This is a genomic window from Phragmitibacter flavus (assembly GCF_005780165.1).
Classification (GTDB): domain Bacteria; phylum Verrucomicrobiota; class Verrucomicrobiia; order Verrucomicrobiales; family Verrucomicrobiaceae; genus Phragmitibacter; species Phragmitibacter flavus.
Window position 1 is genome coordinate 279,519 of sequence record NZ_VAUV01000002.1, and the last position, 19,925, is coordinate 299,443.

The 19,925-nt window shown below is 57.8% G+C and carries 22 protein-coding genes; 11 read left to right on the plus strand and 11 right to left on the minus strand.

Going from position 1 to position 19,925, the window contains the following annotated elements:
• Window positions 1–17: 17 nt before the first annotated feature.
• Genes parS through FEM03_RS03220 form a run of 3 tightly spaced genes read left to right on the plus strand, consistent with a single transcriptional unit; the run spans window position 18 to window position 2,358 of the window.
• Window positions 18–527 carry a type II RES/Xre toxin-antitoxin system antitoxin gene (gene parS / locus FEM03_RS03210; RefSeq protein WP_138084736.1) on the plus strand — a complete coding sequence of 170 codons (510 nt, stop codon included), beginning with the start codon at window positions 18–20 and terminating at the stop codon, window positions 525–527.
• 23 nt (window positions 528–550) lie between these two features.
• On the plus strand, window positions 551–1,006 hold the full coding sequence (locus tag FEM03_RS03215) for an RES family NAD+ phosphorylase (RefSeq protein ID WP_206170841.1): 456 nt from the start codon (window positions 551–553) through the stop codon (window positions 1,004–1,006).
• On the plus strand, window positions 1,003–2,358 hold the full coding sequence (locus FEM03_RS03220; protein ID WP_138084738.1) for an ABC transporter permease: 1,356 nt from the start codon (window positions 1,003–1,005) through the stop codon (window positions 2,356–2,358). The genes FEM03_RS03215 and FEM03_RS03220 overlap by 4 nt, the downstream gene beginning before the upstream one ends.
• A gap of 69 nt (window positions 2,359–2,427) precedes the next feature.
• Here FEM03_RS03220 and truA read toward each other — a convergent pair whose 3' ends face one another.
• From truA to FEM03_RS03235, 3 genes are read right to left on the minus strand one after another with little or no spacing between them, the layout of a single operon-like run.
• A complete protein-coding gene (truA, locus tag FEM03_RS03225) occupies window positions 2,428–3,195 on the minus strand; it encodes a tRNA pseudouridine(38-40) synthase TruA (protein ID WP_138084739.1) in 768 nt (255 codons plus the stop codon).
• Window positions 3,196–3,198: 3 nt separating this feature from the next.
• Complete coding sequence (gene ruvX, locus FEM03_RS03230; RefSeq protein WP_138084740.1) at window positions 3,199–3,648, minus strand: Holliday junction resolvase RuvX; 450 nt, start codon at window positions 3,646–3,648, stop codon at window positions 3,199–3,201.
• An 18-nt stretch (window positions 3,649–3,666) separates the two neighbouring features.
• Complete coding sequence (locus FEM03_RS03235; protein ID WP_138084741.1) at window positions 3,667–4,758, minus strand: mannose-1-phosphate guanylyltransferase; 1,092 nt, start codon at window positions 4,756–4,758, stop codon at window positions 3,667–3,669.
• A 147-nt stretch (window positions 4,759–4,905) separates the two neighbouring features.
• Here FEM03_RS03235 and FEM03_RS03240 point away from each other — a divergent pair, with 147 nt between their 5' ends.
• Complete coding sequence (locus tag FEM03_RS03240) at window positions 4,906–5,220, plus strand: hypothetical protein (RefSeq protein WP_138084742.1); 315 nt, start codon at window positions 4,906–4,908, stop codon at window positions 5,218–5,220.
• A gap of 24 nt (window positions 5,221–5,244) precedes the next feature.
• Here the strand turns inward: FEM03_RS03240 and FEM03_RS03245 are convergent, their stop codons facing one another.
• A complete protein-coding gene (locus tag FEM03_RS03245) occupies window positions 5,245–5,865 on the minus strand; it encodes a SprT family zinc-dependent metalloprotease (protein ID WP_166442587.1) in 621 nt (206 codons plus the stop codon).
• A gap of 153 nt (window positions 5,866–6,018) precedes the next feature.
• Here FEM03_RS03245 and FEM03_RS03250 point away from each other — a divergent pair, with 153 nt between their 5' ends.
• On the plus strand, window positions 6,019–7,272 hold the full coding sequence (locus FEM03_RS03250; protein WP_166442588.1) for a polysaccharide pyruvyl transferase family protein: 1,254 nt from the start codon (window positions 6,019–6,021) through the stop codon (window positions 7,270–7,272).
• On the opposite strand, the gene FEM03_RS03255 is transcribed toward FEM03_RS03250, so the two are convergent.
• Window positions 7,269–8,126: an alpha/beta hydrolase gene (locus FEM03_RS03255; RefSeq protein WP_166442589.1), complete on the minus strand. Its 858-nt coding sequence runs from the start codon at window positions 8,124–8,126 to the stop codon at window positions 7,269–7,271. The two genes, FEM03_RS03250 and FEM03_RS03255, sit on opposite strands and share 4 nt — an antisense overlap.
• Before the next feature lie 93 nt (window positions 8,127–8,219).
• On the opposite strand from FEM03_RS03255, the gene FEM03_RS03260 reads away from it, so the two are divergent.
• Together FEM03_RS03260 and FEM03_RS03265 are read left to right on the plus strand one after the other, a co-directional pair.
• Window positions 8,220–9,146, plus strand: a complete 927-nt coding sequence (locus tag FEM03_RS03260; protein WP_138084746.1) for an ABC transporter permease — start codon at window positions 8,220–8,222, stop codon at window positions 9,144–9,146.
• 33 nt (window positions 9,147–9,179) lie between these two features.
• A complete protein-coding gene (locus FEM03_RS03265; RefSeq protein ID WP_240772651.1) occupies window positions 9,180–10,061 on the plus strand; it encodes an ABC transporter permease in 882 nt (293 codons plus the stop codon).
• 280 nt (window positions 10,062–10,341) lie between these two features.
• Here FEM03_RS03265 and FEM03_RS03270 read toward each other — a convergent pair whose 3' ends face one another.
• Window positions 10,342–11,655 (minus strand): glucose-1-phosphate adenylyltransferase, encoded by a 1,314-nt coding sequence (locus FEM03_RS03270; RefSeq protein ID WP_138084748.1) that lies wholly within the window; start codon window positions 11,653–11,655, stop codon window positions 10,342–10,344.
• 172 nt (window positions 11,656–11,827) lie between these two features.
• Here FEM03_RS03270 and FEM03_RS03275 point away from each other — a divergent pair, with 172 nt between their 5' ends.
• Window positions 11,828–12,745, plus strand: coding sequence for a c-type cytochrome domain-containing protein (locus FEM03_RS03275; RefSeq protein WP_166442590.1), 918 nt, complete (start codon window positions 11,828–11,830; stop codon window positions 12,743–12,745).
• Between the two features lie 67 nt (window positions 12,746–12,812).
• Here FEM03_RS03275 and FEM03_RS03280 read toward each other — a convergent pair whose 3' ends face one another.
• The 5 genes from FEM03_RS03280 to FEM03_RS03300 form a co-directional block, all read right to left on the minus strand.
• Window positions 12,813–13,049: a hypothetical protein gene (locus FEM03_RS03280; protein WP_138084750.1), complete on the minus strand. Its 237-nt coding sequence runs from the start codon at window positions 13,047–13,049 to the stop codon at window positions 12,813–12,815.
• Window positions 13,050–13,105: 56 nt separating this feature from the next.
• Entirely contained in the window at window positions 13,106–13,660 is a 555-nt protein-coding gene (locus tag FEM03_RS03285; RefSeq protein WP_138084751.1) for a PqiC family protein, read from the minus strand.
• Window positions 13,661–13,776: 116 nt separating this feature from the next.
• Window positions 13,777–15,423 carry an intermembrane transport protein PqiB gene (gene pqiB / locus FEM03_RS03290; RefSeq protein WP_138084752.1) on the minus strand — a complete coding sequence of 549 codons (1,647 nt, stop codon included), beginning with the start codon at window positions 15,421–15,423 and terminating at the stop codon, window positions 13,777–13,779.
• Entirely contained in the window at window positions 15,416–16,090 is a 675-nt protein-coding gene (locus FEM03_RS03295) for a paraquat-inducible protein A (protein WP_138084753.1), read from the minus strand. Before FEM03_RS03295 ends, pqiB begins: the two co-directional genes overlap by 8 nt.
• Window positions 16,087–16,779 (minus strand): paraquat-inducible protein A, encoded by a 693-nt coding sequence (locus FEM03_RS03300; RefSeq protein WP_138084754.1) that lies wholly within the window; start codon window positions 16,777–16,779, stop codon window positions 16,087–16,089. Before FEM03_RS03300 ends, FEM03_RS03295 begins: the two co-directional genes overlap by 4 nt.
• 175 nt (window positions 16,780–16,954) lie before the next feature.
• Here FEM03_RS03300 and FEM03_RS03305 point away from each other — a divergent pair, with 175 nt between their 5' ends.
• The 3 genes from FEM03_RS03305 (at window position 16,955) to FEM03_RS03315 (ending at window position 19,795) form a co-directional block, all read left to right on the plus strand.
• A complete protein-coding gene (locus tag FEM03_RS03305) occupies window positions 16,955–18,157 on the plus strand; it encodes an outer membrane protein assembly factor BamB family protein (protein ID WP_138084755.1) in 1,203 nt (400 codons plus the stop codon).
• A 114-nt stretch (window positions 18,158–18,271) separates the two neighbouring features.
• Complete coding sequence (locus FEM03_RS03310; RefSeq protein WP_138084756.1) at window positions 18,272–18,430, plus strand: small basic protein; 159 nt, start codon at window positions 18,272–18,274, stop codon at window positions 18,428–18,430.
• Between the two features lie 102 nt (window positions 18,431–18,532).
• Window positions 18,533–19,795, plus strand: a complete 1,263-nt coding sequence (locus tag FEM03_RS03315) for a pseudouridine synthase (protein ID WP_138084757.1) — start codon at window positions 18,533–18,535, stop codon at window positions 19,793–19,795.
• Window positions 19,796–19,925: the final 130 nt, after the last annotated feature.

The following is a 19,925-nucleotide window of genomic DNA, read 5'->3' on the forward strand; positions in this document are numbered from 1 at the left end:
TCATTTGTCGTGTTAAAATGAGACAAATGACCGAAGTGAGTGAGAATGTGTTGCGGGAAGCGCCTTTCGAAAAGGAAAGTGTGGCTGTGGTGACGCCACTTGAGATCTTTTTTCTCCTTAAACCTCAGTTGAGACAAAAGGTAAGTTATCGGGTGCCGGTGATGCCGAGCGTGGCCACTGTCATGGACGGGTTGCAGGAGGGGTTGCCGGTGGAGGCTCTGGATCGTGCGCAGGACATGCTGGGAATTACACGGGAGGTGTTGGCGGGAGTGTTGAATTCTTCGGTGAGAACCCTGGCGAGGCGGAAGGTGCTCGCGCCGGTTGAGTCGGAGAAGCTGTTTCGGCTGGCTGAATTGTATCAACGTGCGGTTGAGGTAGTCGGCGGGCAGGAGGAGGCCAAACGTTGGTTTGGCGGGCCGAAGAAGGCTTTGGGTGGAAGGACGCCGCTGGATTACATGGTTTCAGACCTTGGAGCGCGTGAGGTGGAGAACTTGCTGGGTAGAATCGAGCACGGGGTGTTTGCGTGAGGATGATCGAGTGTTTTCGGATCGTGCAGAGGCACCGTGCGGAGGGGGCTTTCGACGGAGAAGGGGCAAGGCTCTTTGGTGGTCGGTGGAATTTGGCGGGGCAGCGGATGGTTTACACGAGCAGTTCCCTGGCGCTGGCAGCGATGGAGGTGCTGGTGCATTTGGAGTCGACGGAGGCATTGCAGCGGTTGTATGCGTATGCGAAAGCGAGTTTTCCGCATGAGATTTGTGAGACTTTGGAGATGGAGGCATTGCCCACTGACTGGCATGCGGACCCGCCGCCTATTTGGACGGCGACTGCGGGAGATGCCTGGTTGAGAAGCAGGCGGTCGGCGGTGTTAAAGGTGCCGAGTTCGTTGATCCCGGATGAGGCGAACTATTTGTTGAATCCGCTGCATGCGGATTTTGCAAAGATTGAAATTCAACCGGTGAGAACCTTTGCATTTCCGCCGCGACTGTTGAAAGGTCTGACTGCTTGACCAAGAACTTCAGTTTATTCCTCGCCCTACGTTACCTGCGTCCGAAGCGGACGTTTGTGAGTGTTATTACGTTGATCTCGGTTTTGGGGGTGACGCTGGGAGTGGGGGTGCTGATTTTTGTGATCTCGGTGATGGCGGGGTTTCATGCGCAGATTAAGGATCTGGCTTTGGGGTATGACTCGCATATTGATGTGCGGGATGTGTGGGGGACGTCGATGTTTGATGAATCGCGTCGCCCACCCGATGTGAAGGAGGAGTCGTGGCGGGATGTGCGGGCAGCGCTGGAGAAGGTGCCCGGGGTGACGAGTGTGACGCCGATTGTGCAGGGGATGTTGTTGATCGAGGCTTTTGATAATGTGGCTCCGTCGGCGATGCTGGGGATTCGGCAGGATGATGCGGACACGTTTTTTGAGAAGTATAAGAAGCTGATCACGGCGGGTTCGCTGGAGTTGACGGAGAATCACATCGTGCTGGATCAACGGTTGGCGAGGGCGTGGAGTTTAAATGTGGGGGACACGGTTTCGGTTTGGCCGACGACGAATCTTTCGGAGATGATGCGCGCGCAGCGGGCGATGCAGGAAGCACCGGAGGAGGAGCAGAAGAAGATTGAAGACTATTTGAAGGAGGTGAGTCAGGCGACGGAGTTGACGGTGACGGGGATTTTTACACCGCCGAGTCTGGCGGACATGAGTGACTTGAGCGTGGTGCTGGTGCCGCTGCATGTGGCGCGGGATCTGCGTGGAATGGAAGATGGGGTGACGAGCCTGGCGGTTGAATTGGTGGATGCGTTCAAGGCTCCGGTGATCAAGCGTGAGTTTATGATGGCTTCGCCGACGGCGGTGTTGCCGGAGAACTGGCAGGCAACGACGTGGATTGAGCAGCATCAGACCTTGTTTGATTCGGTTCAGAACGAGATGGACATGATGTATGTGGTGCTTTATTTCATCGTGTTGGTGGCTGCGTTTTGTGTGATGAACACGATGATCACAGTGACGGTGCAGAAGCGTCGTGAGATTGGGATTATCTCTGCTTTGGGGGCGAGATCGGGACAGACGGTTTGGGTGTTTTTGATCCAGGGGATGATCGTTGGGGCGCTGGGTGCGTTGTCGGGATTGGGCGCTGGGTTGGGGGTGTTGGCTTTGCGCAATGATATCCGTGCGGGGATCGCGCATTTGACGGGGCGTGAGATTTTTAGTCAGGAGACTTATGGGCTGGTGGAGATTCCGGCGAAGGTGGTGCCGTATGACGTGGGGGTGATTTGCCTCGGTGCGTTTGTGCTCTGCACGTTGGCGGCTTTGGTGCCGGCGTTTATTGCGGCCCGGACAGAGCCGGCGGTGGCGTTGCGCGATTAGTTCTGGTGAAAGTGGAAGGCTCGTCCCGAGCCTTGGGGGTTTTGAAAGGCTCGGGACGAACCTTCTACTTTAATACAAGACGCGGTCGAGATAGAGGCCGTCGGGTGGGGCGCAGTGGTTGCTTTTGAGACCGAGGGGATTCTCGATGAGGTCGCGGAGCCAGAGGATGTCGGCACGGCCGCGGGCGGCGTGGACGAGGCTTCCGGTAAGGAGGCGGACCATTTTGTAGAGGAAACCGTCGCCTTCGAATTCGAGGGTGAGAAGTTCGGAACCGGTTGGTTGATGAATGTCGATGCGGCGGATGGTGCGGGTGACGGCGACGAGGTCTTCGCGGCGTTCGATTTCGCTCCTTTCGCCGCGGTTGGCGGAAAGTCGGGTGAAGTTGTGGGTGCCGCAAAACACGTGGGCTCCGGCTTTGAGAAGGTCCATGTCGAGCGGGCCATGAATGTGCCAGGCGAGACCGGCTTCAAAGGGATTCATGAGGTCGGAGCGCCAGATACGGTAATGGTAAATTTTGCCGGTGGCATCGAAGCGGGCGTGGAAGTCGGAAGCGGCCGGTTCGCAGGCGAGGACGCGGATGCTGACGGGGAGGTTGGCATTGAGCGCGCGTTGCCAGATCTCCGGGGTCATGGTGTTTTCCGGGACATCGACATGGGCGACTTGGGCGCGGGCATGCACGCCGGCATCGGTGCGACCGGACCCGTTGACGACAATGCGGTGGCCGATGATGGTGATGAAAGCGGCTTCGATGCGGTCTTGAATGGTCTCACCGCGCGCCTGGGACTGCCAGCCGCGCCAGGCGCGTCCGTCGTAGGCGAGGGTAAGTTTGAGTTTCAAGCTTTAACTGTCCTCGGGCAGCAGCCAGGCGTCGGGTCCGGCTTGGGTGTTGAGGTGATCTTGCAGGATGGCGACAGCGGAGATCTGGTCGACGAGCTTTTTTTCTTCGCGGGTCTTTTGCTTGTTTTCGAGACCGAGACTGCGTTCGGCGGTTTTGCTGCTGAGACGTTCGTCGACAAAGATGATGGGGATTTCGTGGGGGAGGTGTTTGCGGAGTTTGTCAGCGAATTTTTCGACGCGTTCGGTGGCGCTGCCGTGATGGCCGTCCATGCGCAGGGGGAGGCCGATGACGATTTCGGTGACGCGCTTCTGCTGGACGATCTCAGCGATTTGCTTTTCGACGGACGGGCTGGAGTCGAGGGTCTTGAGGGGATGGGCGAACATGCCCATGTCGTCGCTCAGGGCGAGACCGATGCGCACGGTGCCGTGATCGATGCCGAGGGTGCGGCTCATGGGGACAAAAGGGCGGGTTTAGCGCAGGGAGTCGGGCAGGGTTTCGACGAGTTTTTTGATTTTCTCGGCTTCGCTACGATGGGCGATGAGGATGGCATCGGGCGTGGTGATGACCATCAAATGTTCGACTCCGAGCATGGCGACGTGCTGTTTGCTGTTGGAGAAGATGAGGTTGTGGCCGCTGTCGAGATGGCTGACTTCGCAATTTTGCTGGTTGCCGTAGCCGTCGCGGAAGAGGTAGGCACCGACCGAGGTCCAGTTGCCGACGTCATCCCAGTCGAAGCTGGCTTCGACGTTGAGCACGCGGGGGGCTTTTTCCATGAGGGCGTAGTCGATGGAAAGTTTGGGGAGATTGGGGAACTCGGTTTGGACGGTGGCGCCGAAGTCGCTGCTACCGGCGAGGGTGTCGACGAAGGTGGCAAGTTCGGGGCACAGGGTGGCGAGATTGTTGCGGACGGCTTCAACGCTCCAGAAAAACATGCCGGCGTTCCAGGTGAAACCGCCTTGTTCCAGGAAACGCTCGGCGAGGTCGGCGCTGGGTTTTTCGCGGAAGCGCAGAACTTCGAAAACAGGATTGCCGTCGGGTGCGGCGGCGGTGTAGGGATCGCCGCGTTCGATGTAGCCGTAGCTGGGGCAGGGCCAGGTGGGTTTGATGCCGATGGTGACGAGGGCCTGGCTTTCCTGGGCGGCGGTGCAGGCGGTGCGAAGGGTGTTTTGGAAAGCTTCGCGGTCCTTGATGATGTGGTCGGAGGGCAGCACCATCATGGTGGCGCTGGGGTCGCGGGCGGCCACCCAACCGACGGCAAGGGCGATGGCGGGGCCTGTGTCGCGTTTGTCGGGTTCGGCGATGATGTTTTCGACAGGGAAATCTTTGAGGACGGAGCGGACGCCGTCGAGTTGCTGATGGTTGGTGAGGATCAGGATGTTTTCTTTGGGAACGAGACCTTCAAGGCGGTCGATGGTGTGCTCCAAAAGGGTCTTGTCGTCGAACAGGCAGAGCAGTTGTTTGGGGCTTTTGTCGCGGCTCAGGGGCCAAAATCGCTGGCCGCTGCCGCCGGCGAGGATGAGTGCGTAGATGGGTTTGCTGGAGCTGGATTCGGTGGATGCCATGAAGAGGAATTAATGTAAGGCAGCCATGCCATGCGCTGGGAGGTGTTGCAAGCGCTAGTCGAGGGATGAGGCTTCGCTTGGGACATTCCCTGACTATTTTGCACTTTCGCACTTCCTCTTTTTGCGGGGATGCGTATCTTGACCTGTATGAGTTCTATCATCCAACGTCTCACGGACGAACCTCTCAACAGTTTTGCGCTGACGAGTGCCACTGCTGCAGCGGGCGGTGCGCTGGGCATTTTATTTGGTCGTAACATGGAACGTCGTCCTGCGAATGTGACGGCGTTGGCTTTGCTGGCAACGGGAGCGATCCTGGCAGCACCTGCCTTTGCGGCGATGGTGACCCGCGTGGCGAATCGTCCGGCTTCCCGTCGTGGCAGCTTGAAGAGACTTGAAGGCATCCGCAATGGATCCGTTCCTTCGGAGGGGGCAGATATTTACTCCTTGGAAGAGGGGTATTGATCTTGATCGTCGGGCCGTCTCGGATCAGATCGCGACGTCGCGCAGCATTTTGAATTGAAAGCGGAGGTCATAGCGGCCCCCGTTGTGTTGCCGGCAGCAGTTGAGGCAGGCGGAATGGCGTTTGAAGGGTTTGACGCGGCGAACCTCCAGTTTGCATGCCGGGCACTGGTAGAGAAATTTGCGTTCGCGTTTGCTGCGTGGGAGGGGAAGGGTGTGGCGGGCGCTTTCGTCGGGAATGCCGAGATCGGCACAGGCCTGACGCCATTCGTTGCCGTGGGGTTCGATGCGGCGTCTGCCGGCGCGGGCATAAGCGATAAGATGGGCGACCTCGTGTTTGAGGGTGCGCATGACCTGGCCTTCAAATTCGGCGAGTTTGGGATTGAGTTCGACGGACCATTGCGGCCATTGGGCGAAGCCGGCGGTGCTGCGGAGGCGCGGATTCCAGTGAACCTGCAAGCGAATGGCGCCTTCGTGCTGACCGAGATCGTCGAGCCACTGACGGGCCTGTTGTTCAAGATCGGCATCACGTCCAGGCGAAGGAAGCGGGACGTCGACAGAAGGGGTGATTTGCGGAGCCAGCTCCGGGGTGGGTGGCGAGTCCTGAAAGTTGAAGAATAGCTGCCCGTGTGGGGGCCGTGAACTCATGCTGGACCCTTGCCATTGGCAGAGGTGACCTGCAACTGCATTTGACGGGCAGGTGCAGGTTTGCAGGTGGAGCCGGTTGCTTTCCTTCACCCTTTTCTTTACGATTGGAGGATGCATTCGAGATCTTTTGTCACTCCGTCGCGACGTTCGTTCATGAAACATGCCGGCCTGGTGCTGGGTGCGGCGGCGCTGCCGGGGTTTGCGGAGGTGGAAAAGCACCAGAAGATGATCGTGCTGCAATCGGCCTGGGACACGATCAACATTGGCGACATCGGGCATACACCCGGGACATTACGGGTTTTGGAGCAGCATTTGCCGGATGTGAAGGTGGTATTGTGGGCCTCGAAACTGGATGAGCGGGTGACGAAATTGTTGCGGACGCGGTTTCCCAAAGTGGAGATTTTGGAAGGTAGTTTGACGGGCAAGGCGGAGCGGGATGAGCTGCTGCGGCAGGCGATTGCCAAGTGCGATTTGTTCATGCGCAATTCGGGGATGGGGCAGGCCACGGATTTTATGGAATGGTGCGGGGAACTGGGCAAACCCTATGGCGTGTTTGGTCAGTCGTATTTTGAAACGATGGTGGATGGAAAGGGTGCGGCGCAGCGGATTGCGTTGCTGGACAAGGCGGCTTTTATTTATTGCAGGGATGGGAACACGCTGGAGATTTTAAAGCGCAACGGGGTGAAGCCGGGGGTCCTGGAGTTTGGTCCCGATGGGTGTTTTGGAATTGATGTGAGGGATGAGGAGAAGGGACTGGCGACGATGAAACGATTGGGATTGGAGGAGCGGAAGTTCATCACCATTCAGTTACGGACACACACCGCGAAGCATGATGGGGTGCACAATCCGCCTTTGAATCCGTTGTATCCAACGCCGGAGAACGTGGCGGATGATGAACGCCGGGCGGGGGTGTATCGGGAGTTGATTTCGTTGTGGGTGAAACAGACGGGGATGAAGGTGCTGATCGCGCCGGAGGTGAAGAAGGAGTCGATTCACAACAAGCGGCTGATCTATGATCTGTTGCCACCGGAGATTCAGAAAAATGTGATCAATCTTGAGGTCGATGAGTTTTGGAATGCGGATGAAGCGGCGACGGTATTTGCGCGGGCGCACACGGTGGTTTGTCATGAACCGCATTCGCCGATCATTGCGCTGGCGAACGGCACGCCGATTTTGCACACGTATTCGGAGTTCCACAGTCCGAAGTGCTGGATGTTCCGCGACATTGGGTTGTCGGAATGGTTGCTGGAATTCGACAGCACGCCTGCGGAGCAGATGATGGCGGCGCTTTTGAAGATTGACGGAGATTACCCGGCGGCACTGGCACGGGTGAAGAAGTCGATGGATTTTGTGCATGAACGCTTTGCGGGCTCGATGCAGATGGTGAAGGGAATTTTGGAGGATTAGGGGGATGAATCCGGGGTGAGCAGATGATGTTTTTTGAGGAAGGCCTCGGTTTTTTCAAGGGTGTCCCAGATGAAGGGTTCGCGATTGAAAAAGGAATGAGGCTGGTCGGGATAAGCGATGAGTTCGCATTCGCTACCGAGCTCATTGAGCCTGGCGGAGTAGACGCGGACAGTGTCGATGGGCACGGTCGTGTCGGCTTCGCCATGAAAAATAATGACGGGAGGATGTTGGGGTTTGAGGTGGTGATGGGGACTGATTTTTAGCATGGCTTCGTAGCGCGGTCCGGCCACCTGTCGGGCTCTGAAGAAGGCGAAATTGGTGACGGGATTGAAGAGCACGAGGGCGGCGGGGACGGTGCTGATGGTGAGATCGTCGGTGTCTTCGTTGAGGTCGATGGTGGTAAGGCATGCGGCGAGGTGTCCACCGGCGGAGCCGCCGCCTGCGGCGATCTTGTCGGCATGAATGCCGAGTCTGGAGGCGTTGGCGCGCACGTAACGAAAGGAGCTGCGGGCGTCTTTGATGCAGTCGCTGACCTCCACGCCTTTGGTAGAGGTGAGCCGGTATTGGACGCTGATGGCGACCATGCCTTGTTGGGCGAGTTTTTCAGATTGACGCGAGAATGCGTTTGGGTTGCCTTTGGCCCAGCCTCCGCCGTGGTAGAAGACGATGGCGTTGCGCTGGTCGGTGGGTTTCCAGCCGGCTGGTTTCCAAACCCACAGTTGGAGGGATTGGTCGGCAATGGTTTTGTAAACGAGCTTTTCGGTGGGAGGAGGCGTGGCTGTTTTTTGGGCGGCAAGGGAGAAGGGAGAGAGGGCGGTCAGTATGAGAAAGAGGAGTGCAAAACGGCGGAACATGGTCGATGAAACGATGCGAGGTTGAAGTTGTTGCAGGGAAAAGGTTTGCGTGAAGAGGGCTGATGGCCAAGGGTGGGGTGTTTTTACGGAGCCATGCTGGTGTTTGCTCTCCATCGCTTGTTGCAGGGGGTCGTGGTGGTGTTCGCCATCTTCACGATCACCTTTTTTCTGCTGCGTTTTGCACCGGGAAGTCCGTATGCGACGGAGCGGAGCATGCCTCCGCACATTGAGGCTTACCGGCGGGCATCGCTGGGGTTGGACAAGCCTTTGGTGGAGCAATACTGGCTGCGCTTGAAGGCGATGGCGCAGGGAGATATGGATTTGTCGGACAAGTATCAGGGCCGGTATGTGGCGGACATCATTCGGGATTCGTTTCCGGTGTCGTTGCAGATTGGGGTGATGGCTTTGGGGGTGGCGTTGTTGATCGGAATCCCGATTGGTGCTTATGCGGCGTTGCGACCGAATTCGCTGGATGACTATGTGCCGATGACGCTGGCGATGTTGGGGATTTGTTTGCCGACGTTTGTGTTGGGGCCGTTGCTGGCGTTGGGCCTTGCGCTGAAGCTGGGGATGTTCAGTGTGTCAGGCTGGTATGATACTTGGGATTTGGTGTTGCCTTCGTTGACGTTGGGGATTGTGAATGCTGCGGTGGTGGCGAGGTTGATGCGGGTGGGGATGCTGGACACGTTGAATCAGGATTTTATTCGCACGGCGCGGGCCAAAGGGGTGAGTGAGCGGGCGGTGGTTTGGAAGCATGCGTTGAAGCACGCGTGTCTGCCGGTGCTGAATTTTTTGGGGCCGGCGACGGCTGGATTGATTGCAGGATCGTTTGTGGTGGAGAGCGTGTTTCAGGTTCCGGGGCTGGGTCAGCATTTTGTCAGTGCGGTGGTGAATCGCGATGTGTCGCTGACAGTTGGCGTGGTGGCTTTTTACGGGGTGTTTGTGGTGGTGTTCAACTTCTTGGTGGACATCCTGCAGGTGTGGATCAATCCGCGATTGAGTTTTGAGAACCGGTCATGAAATGAAATGAAGTCAATGTCGTCAAACCAATCCATGACTCCGACGCAACTGGCGCTTCGCGCGCTGGCGGCCAACCGGTTGGCGCTGGCGGGATTGGTTTTTTTGATTTTGATGCTCTTGGTGTGTGGGATTGGGCCTTGGTTTTCGCCGTATTTGGAGGAAGGGACCAATCTGGATTATGGGGCGCGGGGTCCGAGTGCGCAGCACTGGATGGGAACCGATGTGTTGGGACGGGATGTGGCGACGCGGTTGATGCACGGGGGGCGCATTTCGCTGGCGGTGGGTTTGGTGACTTCGATGGTGGCTTTGGTGATTGGCGTTGGGTATGGGGCGGTGGCGGGATTGCTGGGGGGGCGCGTGGATGCGGCGATGATGCGGGTGGTGGATGTGATGTATGCGTTTCCCTTGATGATTTTCGTGATCATCCTGACGATGCTTTTGGAGAAGAGCGAATGGCTGGTGGGATTTTCGAAAGCAGCGAATTTTGATGCGCGATTGTTGCTGTTGTTTTTGGCGATCGGTGCGGTGGAATGGCTGACCATGGCGCGGATGGTGCGGGGTCAGATCCAGGGGTTGATGCGGCAGGATTTTTTGATGTGTGCCCGCGCGAACGGGGCGAGGTGGCCGCACATCATCCAACGGCATTTGCTGCCGAATGTGCTGGGTCCTGTGATTGTTTACACCAGTTTGACGGTGCCGAGCGTGATGATTTTGGAGGCGACGCTGAGCTTTCTTGGACTGGGGGTTCAGCCGCCGTTTGCGTCATGGGGGTCTCTCATATTGGACGGGGCGAACAGCATGGAGACGTATCCTTGGCTGTTGATTTTTCCGGTGATTTTTTTCAGCCTGACGTTGCTGGCTTTAAATTTTATTGGGGATGGATTGCGGGATGTTTTGGATCCGCGGAAGAGCTGAGAGCGATGGTGCAATCGTGGTCGTGGTTGGGGGGGCTGGTCGTGTGGTCCACCACGGGTTAAACCCTGAATTTTGGTAGGGTTACCCTTCAGGTGGGGTGGCTGAAGTGGTAAGGCTCGTCCCGAGCATTGTTTGGTCAAGTGGCGAGGGCCGGGAAGCGGGGGTAAGGACAACTCACAGAAATCAGGGCGCTTCTCGTCCAGGTTCTCGGCAAGATGCCGAGAACGACACGCAAGCTGCGAAGCCGCGAAGCGATCCGTGTGCTACCCACTGACATGAACTAAATCCACGTTCCGCTGGGGACGACGGCACCTTTGGGAAGGACGACGATGCCGTCGCGGATGTAATACATGCCGTCGGGACTGTCGAAGTCGTCGGGTTTGTCTTTCGGGGTGATGACGACGTTGTCCCCAATATGGACGTTTTTGTCGATGATGGCGTGCTCGATCTTGCAGCCTTTGCCGATGCCGGGAGGTGGGGAGTCGGAAGGGGCGTTTTCGGCGCCGGCGTAGTAGTCAGCTCCCATGATGATGCAGTTGCGGATGGAACTGCCGGCTTCAACGACGGTGCGGATGCCAAGGATGGCTCGCTCGATGACGGCTTCGGAAAGAATGCAGCCGTCGGAGAGGAGGGTTTGACGGATGACCCCGCCGTTGATTTTGGTGGCGGGCAGGAACCGGGCGTGGGTGTAGATGGGGGCCTGGGAGTCGAAGAAGTCGTATTGGGGAACAACGGAGCAAAGGTCGAGGTTGGCTTCAAAGAAGGAGCGGATGGTGCCGATGTCTTCCCAGTAGCCCTGGAAGGGGAATGCCTGGACGCAGTATTTGGAGATGGCGGCGGGGATGATGTGTTTGCCAAAATCGGCGTAGGTGTTGTCGAGGGCTTCGAGGAGCACCTTGCGATTGAACACGTAGATGCCCATGTTGGCCTGGAAGGCGGGTTGGTCGAGGGGCAGGCCGAGTTCGATCATGGCTTCCTCGGGGATGGCAAGCTTGGCGAGGACGGCGGGGTCCTTGGGTTTTTCGACGAAGTTGGAGATTTTGTTGTTCTTGTCGGTCTCCATGATGCCGAAGCTGCTGGCGCGTTCGGCATCGACAGGAATGGTGGCGATGGTGATGTCGGCTTTGGCTTCGAGATGGCTGGCCATCAGTTTGCGGAAGTCCATGCGGTAAAGCTGGTCACCGCTGAGGATGAGAAAATATTCGTAGTTTCCGGAGAGGAAGTTGCGCAGGTTCTGGCGGACGGCGTCGGCGGTGCCTTGATACCAGGCGGTGCCGTCGGAGGTCTGCTGGGCGGCGAGGATTTCGACGAAGCCTTGGGTGAAGGTGTCGAATTTGTAGGTGCGCGCGATGTGTCGGTTGAGCGAGGTGCTGTTGTATTGGGTGAGCACGTAGACCTGCTGCAGACCGCTGTTGATGCAGTTGCTGATGGGAATGTCGACCAACCGGTATTTGCCGGCGAGGGGCACGGCAGGTTTGGCGCGATCCTTGGTAAGAGGGAATAGCCGGGTTCCGGCGCCGCCCCCCATGATGATGCCCAAGGTCTGGCGGGTGAGGAGGGATTCGCTTTCGATGTTGGATATGGGGGCGGCCATGGATTTATTTTTTCATGAAATATGTGCTCGGGGCAAGCGTTTCTTCGGCGCAATGAGGGTTATTGACTGTAAATTTTTTGTGATACTGGCGGCAATGGGGTGGCCGGTATTGATGTGCCACGGAAGTGTTAACTTTAAAACGGAAATTTTACCGGTTCTGGAAACGAAGTGCATGGGGTGTCACAAGGCACCTCATGAAAAGGACGGGAAGATGGTCAAGCCGAAGGCGGGTTTGAGGTTGGATGCGGCGTGGGCCATTTTGAAAGGTGGAGAGAGCGAGCAGGCAGCCGTCGTGCCGAAGGATGTGGCGAAAAGTTATGCGTTTGAGGTGGTGTCGCTGCCCAAGGATGATGACATGTTCATGCCGCCGAAGGGCGAGGCGTTGACGGAGCAGGAAGTGGCAAAATTAAAATTGTGGATTGAGGAGGGGGCAGACTTTGGTGGTTGGGAAGGGAATTTGGAGGGCAAACCTGCGGTGGCAGCGAAGGTTGAGCTGAAAGTGCGGGATCATGCGGTGTTGTTTGAGCGGCTTTCCCAGGGGATTCAGCCATTGGATGCCAAGGTGGTGAAGGCGCTGAATACCAAAGTGGGAGCGCAGGTGTCGCCGATGGGGACTTCGACGCCACTGGTGAGAGTGGATTTTCTCACGGGGGTGGGTGCCTGCTCGGATGAGAATGTGGAGGCATTGTTGGAGATTCGTGAAAACATCACGCAGCTGGACTTGGCGCGAACGAAGGTGACGGATGGAGCTTTGAGGTTCGTGGGACAGATGCCGAGACTGACACGCCTGGATCTGCGTCATACCGGAATGACGGATGCATCGCTAGAGCAACTGGCGGGCTGCAAAGACTTGGTTTCATTGAATCTGTTTGGGACAGCAGTCACGGACGCGGCGGTGCCAAAGCTGGTTCAGTTGAAGTCGTTGCAGAGTTTGTATGTTTCGGATACCAAAGTGAGTCCGGATGGGCTTGCCAAATTGCGGGAAGCGTTGCCCGATACCGAAGTGGTGGGTGCTCTGGAACTTTCTGCTGAACCGAAAAAAGGTGGTGACGGCGACGAGATGCGTAAGCGCAAGAAGCAGCAAAATTAATGGGAGGAGGATTGCCGCGCGAAGTCGGCAATCCCATCAACCGATCAGAGGCTTGGTCCGCTGAATCTTAATCCAAGTCGAGCGCGAGCCCGATCAGAACACCCGCACCCAAGGCGACGAGAAGTCCACGGAAAGGGTGGGGTTTGTAATAATCGTTCACGGCGTTGCGGACCTGGCCCTTGGCTTTCATGAGGGCGGCTTCGCCCCGCTCCATGAGAGGCGCGCTGCCGGGGAGATTGCCGGCCTGCTGAATGGGGCCGCCTTCGCTGATCATGTCTTCGTCTGGATGAGGTGATTCGTTCATGCTGGGTGAATTCGTGGCAGATGAAGGTGATGCGTGTGTTTCGTTGAGAAATAATATTAGCGTATTGATGCGGCGATTTCGCGGGCGAGGGTCGCGAGCAGTCGGCTTTCTGCGGCAACGAGGGCGTCGTAACCATCCGAGGCGAGGGTTTCGGTGCCGGACCAGGTGCGGGTGGAAATGATGCTGCGGTTGGGCAGGGAGTAGATGCGCCAGGAGGCTTCGATGAAGGCATCCCCCTCAGGCGTGCCGTGCAGGCTGCGGATGTCGAGGGTGACCTGGTATTGCAGGCCTTCGTCGCCGGTCCATGGGTAGGTGCGAACGTTGCCGGTGTTGAGTTGTCTGCCGAGGTTGGTGGCGAGAACACGGGTGATGTTTTCGCCGAGGTCACCGGCCCAGCGGTTGGATTCGGCGATGGCAAGCTGGTGGTCGCTTTGTTTGAAGACGATGTTGGGTCGGTCGAGGTAACCGGCAATGGTGACGGGTCCGACACCAATGCCGCGTCCGCCGCCGGAAGGGGCAGGTCCTTCGGGGCTGAGCACGTAGAAAGATTTGCCGGGGGCGGAACAGCTGGCGAGAAAAAGGGCGATGAGGGCGGGGAGGAAGCGGTTCATGGGAAAGACAGAAGACTTGGAGACAGAAGACTTGGAGACAGAAGACAGAAGACAGAAGACAGAAGACAGAAGACAGAAGACAGAAGACAGAAGACAGAAAACAGAAGATTTGGTTGTTAGCGGCGAGAGCGTGGGACGGGGTCGCCGCCTTTGTTGTCGCGGCCAAAAATGAGGGAGTTGGGTTTGTCGTCGATGGTGTTGGAGAGGGTTTTGAAGGCGCGGAGGGCGGCGCGGAGTTCGTCCAAGGTGCGATGAAGGTCGCCCTGGATGGCACCGCTGGGGCCGAGGCTGGAGACGGAGGCGCGCACTTGATTGAGGGTGGCGTCGAGTTCAGCCGTGAGGTTTTGGGTTTCTTCGCGGGAGAGAAGTTTATTGATTTCAGCGAGGGCGGCGCGGGCGTCGGTGGTGGTGGCGGTGAGGGATTCGGCAGTGTCACCAAATTTGTTGAGGGTGTCCTCAATGGGCAGGGCCTCGATCTTGGTGAGGATGGCGTTGACCTTGGCTTCGAGCTGCACGAGGCCGGAGGAGTGGGTGGGGAAAACTTCGTATTCGCCGACTTTGCCCATGGTGGCGGGGGGCGCGTCTTCAACAAAGTCGATGTCGATATAGAGGGCTCCGGTAAGAAGCGAGGCGGTGCCGAGCTTGGCTCGCAGGCCTTGCGAGACGGCTTCTGCAAGATCGATTTTTTCGTTGGCGGCCTTTTGGGAGGGATTGCGCAGAACGCTGGGATCGACTTCAATGAGGACGGGGACGCGTTTTTCGCCGGTAGGGGCGTAGTCGAAGGAGATGTCGACGACTCGGCCGAGGGGGATGCCGCGGAATTCGACGGGGGCGTCGTTTTGCAGGCCGCGAACGGATTGATCGAAGAAGAGCAGGCAGCGGCGGTCGGCGACGAAGGTCGCTTTGCGGGTGGCTTCTTCATCGGGGAAGAGGGTGAAGACGGTGCCGTTGGTGGCTTCTTTTCCGACGACGGCGCCTGGCGGGACGGCGAAGGTAGCTCCGCCCGAAAGCATGGCCTGGAAGGAGGGGGTGCGGACACGGAATCCGTCCGCTCCGGCGCTGATGTCGACGCCGCTGCTGTTCCAGAAAGCGGTGCCTTCGTGGACGAGTTCGGCGTAGGGGTCACCGATGAAAATGTCAAAATTGGTGCGGCGCGATTTGATGTCGAAGGAGCGTTGTTCGACACGGCCGACTTCGAAGCCCTTGTAATAGATGGGGGAGCCGACGTTGAGGGAGCCGGGATTGTCGGCTTCAAGGACGAGTCGAAGGCCGGGAACACTGGAGCTGGTGATGGGAGGTTTTTCGAGGCCGTCGAAATGGTGGACGTCTTCGCGACCGTCGCCGGGGTCGAGTTCGATGTAAGCGCCGGTGATGATGGTGCCGAGGCCGGAGACGTCGGCGGCGCTGATGCGCGGTTTCACGACCCAGAAGCGACTGCCTTCGCGGAGCAGTTCCTCGGAGTCAGGTTGCATGCGGATGGCGACGATGACGGACTGGAGGTCTTTGGCGAGGGTGACGGCTTCGACCATGCCGATGCTGACGGAACGGGCGCGGACATCGGTTTTGCCGCTGACGATGCTGTCGGCGGTTTCGAATCGGACATACACCAGGGGCCCAAGGCTGCGGTAGTGTTCCCAGACGAGCCAGGCACCGAGAGCGAGGGCAACGAAGGGGACGATCCAGACAGTGCTCCAGCGCCGGCTTCTTTTGATCGTGGCGCGAGGTTCGGAGGTGGTGGTGGAATTGGAAGCGGGGTCACTCATTTGTCGGAAGGGAAGGAAGAGATGAGGAAGGGTTCGGTTTTTCGTGGTGCCGGTCCCAGATGAGTCTTGGATCGAAGCTCATGGCGGAGAACATGGTGAGGATGACGACGGCGGAGAAGCACAGGGCGGCGGGGCCCGGGGTAATGGTCATGATGGCGCCGAGTTGAACGAGGCAAACGAGGATGGCGACGACAAAGACATCGACCATGGACCAGCGTCCAAGGAGTTCGGTGATGTGATAAAGGCGGGAGAGGGATCGTGGGGCGGTCTGGGAGCGACCGCGGGCGGCGAGGCAGAGCCAGACGAGGGCGATGACTTTAAGGAGGGGGATGAGGACGCTGGCGGTGAAGATGACGATGGCGACGGGATAGGACTTCATTTCCCAAAAGCGCACAACGCCGGAGAGGATGGTGTTTTTTTCGGCCCCACCGATGCCTTGCACGGTCATGATCGGCATGGTGTTGGCGGGAATGTAAAGGATGACGGCGGCGATGAGAAAGGCCCAGGTGCGTTCAAGGCTCTGGGGCTTGCGCAGGTGGAGGGGGGTGTCGCAGCGGGGGCAATGGCCAACCGTCACGGGGCTTACCTTGCCGCAGACGTGGCAGGAGGCGAGGCCTTGGGAGGCGGCACTGATGGGGGATGGGGAGGGATTCGGTTCTGGAGTCATGCGCGGGGGGGGGGTGCTGGCTCGGGAATTTCTGCGGGGGGAAGGCGGCTGATTTCGAGTCGGTCCCAAAGTTCGAGCCTGTCGATCCCTCCAATGGCGGCGGCGCTGCAGAGGACGAGGCCGATGAGGGACCAGAGTCCGGTGCCGAATTCGAGGTCGGCGAGTTTGCCGAGTTTGAGGAGACTGACCACCAACCCGAGCAGGAAGACTTCGAGCATGCTCCAAGGTTCCATTTTTTGGAACCAGCGGGCGGCGACGATGGCACCTGGGAGGGAGATGCCGTAACGGAGTGGAGCGGCAACGTAGAGGAGCCCGCCAACGAGGATGAGCGGGGCGATGATGGTGAAAAAGACGACGGCGGCGGCGAGCAGGGGGTTGTTTTGTTGGGCGAGTTCGGAGGCTGACTGGACGAGGGTGAGCCGGGTGGTGACGTTGCCGCTGGTCATGATGAGGAATGGGAACGCGTGAGAGATGCCCATGAAGAACAGGGCGGCAAGGGAGTAGCCGGTGGCGTGGGCGAGGGAGCGTGGGCGGTTGCGGAACAGGCGTTCGCCGCAGGAGCAGCAGTAGGCACCATCGCCGTCGCGCAGGCGTGGGGCGGTTTGCAGGGTGTCGCAAAAGTGACAGGCCACCTGCATCGGCTCGGAGCTGATTTGTGGCCACGAGAGCCAGGGGTGGTGTCGGTTCATGGGAAAAGGAAAGTCTTGGCGATTGGCAGGCGATGCAAGGGCATCTTTAGAACACCAGTCGATGCGGAGGGCGAATGAATTGAATCGGGGCTGGCGGGTGGTTTGGCGGTTGTGACATTTGTGCGCGGGATGAAAAATTGGCTGTGCGGGTGTGAAGCCGGGACGTATCGTGACTATGATGAAAACCTGCGTTGCCTTTCTTTTGTTGTTGAGTGCTTCGATGAGTCAAGCGGCTGACTGGCCACAGTGGCGGGGGCCGGATCGGGATGGGATTTCAAAAGAGACGGGGATCGTTGACCAGTTTGGGGCATCGGGTCCGAAGGTGCTTTGGGAGGCAAAAGTGGGTTTGGGATTTTCGAGTTTTGTGGCGGGTGGCGGCAAGGTGTATGCAACGGGGCACGCGGATGGGAAGGACACGGTTTTTTGTTTTGATGTTTCGAACGGCAAAGAGCTTTGGAAGTATTCGTATCCCGCAGAGTTGGGAGACAAGTATTTTGAAGGTGGAACGACAGGGACGCCGACTCTGGCGGGAGGAAAGTTGTATCATTTGAGTCGTTGGGGCGATTTGATCAGTTTTGACGCGACGACCGGCGGGGTGGTTTGGCAGAAGAACATTTATACGGAGACCGGGCTGGAGTTGCCAGAGTGGGGATTTTCGGGGGCACCGCTGGTTTCGGAAGATTTGCTGATTTTGAATGTGGGTGAGGCAGGGGTGGCAGTGAAATTGAGTGATGGCTCGGTGGTGTGGAAATCCGAGGGCGGCAAGGCGGGCTATTCAACGCCCTATCCGTATGAGCAGGATGGCAAGTCGCTGGTAGTTTTTGGGACGGCGAAAGGGTATGTGGCGGTTGAGGCGAAAACCGGGAAGAGGGTTTGGGATTTTCGCTGGAACACGAGTTACGGGGTGAATGCGGCGGATCCCATTTTGCATAATGGGTATGCGTTCATTTCCAGTGGTTACAACAAAGGGGCGGCGATGCTGAAACTGGGCGGAGCGGAACCTCAGGAAATTTGGACCACGCGTGAGATGCGCACGCAGATGAATGCGGCGATTTTGGTGGGAGAGCATCTTTATGGAGTGGATGGCAATGAAGGGAAGGATGCGGGGTTGAAGTGTCTGGACTTCAAGACAGGAAAGCCGGTTTGGGAAGAGCAGTCGATCGGCCATGGTGCGGTGATGGTGGCGGATGGCAAGCTGATTGGATTGAGCGAGAAGGGACAGTTGTTCATTGCGCCGGTGACCACCAAAGGTTTTGAGCCATCCGCGCGGGCGCAGGTTTTGGATGGCAAATGCTGGTCGGTTCCGGTGTTGTCGAACGGGTTGCTGTTTGTCCGCAATGCGACGGGAACGGTGAAGTGTGTGGATTTGCGCAAGTAATGAATTGAGGCGTTGATGGATGGTTGACGAGGATGCATTTCCTTGTTGCGTTCCCGTTTTGGGCGTCTATACTCCCCACCCTTTTTGACTTTCCACTTCAACCAATAACATTGTATGTCCCAACATCGTAGCCTGAAAAACTCCGGCGGTTCCGTCGGTTCCAAGCGCAGCGTCCTTAAGCGTGGTGAGCGCGTGAAGTTGCTCAAAGCCCGCGGTTTGTGGAAAGATGGTCGCAGCCTCTACAACCTGCCAAAAACCAAGCCTGAAGATTGATTTCCGGCGGTCTGCGCTGGAATGTGGCGGCTGTTTTTGCTTCGCGTCGCATGATGTCAGTGGATCTGCTGGTCGGTCTTTGCGTGCCCTGATTTTACCTTCATGCGTCTCAATAAATATCTAAGTGCCTGTGGTCTCGGTTCGCGCCGTGGTTCGGAAGAACTCATTTCCACGGGTCAGGTCACCATCAATGGTGATGTTTGTCTCAACTTGGGAACGAAGGTTTCCGACACCGATGAGGTGGTGGTTCACGGCAAAAAAGTGAAGCCGTTGAAGGGGGTGGTGATTGTTTTGCACAAGCCACGGGGGTTTGTTTGCACCAGGCGTGATGAGCGGGATCGCGAGACGCTTTACAATTTGTTGCCTGAGAAATTTGTGACCCTACATCATGTGGGTCGTTTGGACAAGGAGAGCGAAGGTCTGATCTTGTTGACGAACCAGGGCGATCTTTCCCATGAGTTGCTTCATCCGAGCAAAGGCGTGGAGAAGGAGTATGAAGTGGTCATTGAAGAGCCGTTTGATCCCGCGAACTTGACCAAGTTGATCAAGGGATTTCATTTGCCTGAAGGTCATGCCAAGGCGGAACGCGCGTGGATGATTGGCGAATACAAGCTTGGCATTGTGCTGAAGCAGGGTTTGAAGCGGCAGATTCGCGACATGCTGTATTTCCTCGGGCATGAGGTGCGTCGCTTGATCCGGGTGCGCATTGGGAATCTTTCGATCAAAGGGCTGCCTGAAGGTGCGTGGAAGGAATTGAGCGAGAAAGATGTGCAGACGTTGTTGCTGGATCCGCGCAGCAAGGATCGGCCGATGTTGAGCAAACCCAAGACCGCGTCGATTAAACGTCAGGTGGAGAAACGGGCCTTACGCGGTGAACCGAAGCGGGATGAGCGGGCGGGTTCAAGGACAAAATTGGGCACTGGGAAAGCAAGACCGGAGCCTAATCGCAGCAGTGGTCGATTGGCTGCGGAGGATAATGCTTTTGGAGAGCGTGCTTTTGGGAAGAAGAAGCCGTTTCGTGAGGAACGTGAACGCGATGATCGTGATCGTGATCGTGAACGCGGGGCGACGGGTGAGCGCAAGCGCACAGGGAGCCGCGCGAATGGTGGTGATCGGGAAAGCAAGCCGGAAGGGGATGGTGAGGCCAAGCCAAGGGGCGCGCGGAAATTTTCGGGTGGTCGTAAGCCGGCTGATGGAGATCGCAAATTTTCAACGGGTGATCGCAAGTCGACTGGTGGTCGTGCGCCCTCAGGTGAGCGGAAAAAAACAGGTGGCCGTTCGTCTTCTTCGTCCACTGGAGGACCAGTGAAGGGCAAGGCATTTGGAGGCAAGGGCGGGGCATCGCCGAGAAGCTCAGGGCGTTGAGTTTGAGTTTGGGCGCAGGGTTTTTGTGGCGTGGTGGACTGTCGGTTTCGTGGAGGACCGAAAATGGGACGAATTCTCTCCCTGCTGAATTTTGGGAGGGTGCGGGTGACGTGACCGGCTGGCGGATTCT